Raw genomic sequence first — 681 nt, 5'->3', positions numbered from 1 at the left:
ATGCTTTCACCAAACAGATCCTGGCCTACGAGATCAGCGACAACCTGAAAGTTGATTTTGTACTGGAAACGATCCATAAGCTGTTCAGAAATCATGGAGATGAGCTGAACACCGATACGATCATCCACTCCGATCAAGGCTGCCATTATACAAGCGTTCAGTTCAGAGAGCTTGTCAAAAACAAAAAGCTGAGACAGTCCATGTCCAGAAAAGGCAACTGCTGGGACAATGCCCCTCAGGAAAGCTTTTTCGGCCATATGAAAGACGAAATCCGAGAAAAGCTGAAAGAATGCAGCCGCTACGAAGAAGTAAAAGCTCTTCTTGATGAACAAATTCGTTATTACAATACAGAGCGCTATCAATGGAAACTCGCCAAACTGTCGCCAAATGAATATTATCAGTATGTCACTACTCAAGAATATCCGATACAAGCTCAAGATGGAGGAAAAACATCCAATGGCAGATAAATATTTCTTCCGTTTAGCCCATTGGGGCTACTCTTGACAACGGGACTCATGCCCCCTGGACCCCTAGGAAGAGCCTTCCGCAAAAAAAATGAATGGATCACCATTTCGCAGAAGGCACGGCAGTTTACCAAGGGACAACCCATTGTAAAGAGACACTGCATAAATATTTATCTGCAAGTCGAAATCGAAATGTATACGGAGAGTAAACAAAGAT

Annotated in this window: 1 protein-coding gene; it reads left to right on the top strand. The window is 43.2% G+C overall.

Annotated elements, in window-relative coordinates:
- On the top strand, positions 1–467 hold a 467-nt coding region (locus BO225_RS10160), incomplete at its 5' end, for a DDE-type integrase/transposase/recombinase (protein WP_143356820.1).
- Between the last annotated feature and the right edge of the window lie 214 nt (positions 468–681).

The organism is Dubosiella newyorkensis (genome assembly GCF_001945605.1).
Taxonomy (GTDB): Bacteria; Bacillota_I; Bacilli_A; order Erysipelotrichales; family Erysipelotrichaceae; genus Dubosiella; species Dubosiella newyorkensis.
Note: the sequence above shows the minus strand (reverse complement) of the source record. Positions and strands in the feature narration are given on the sequence as shown.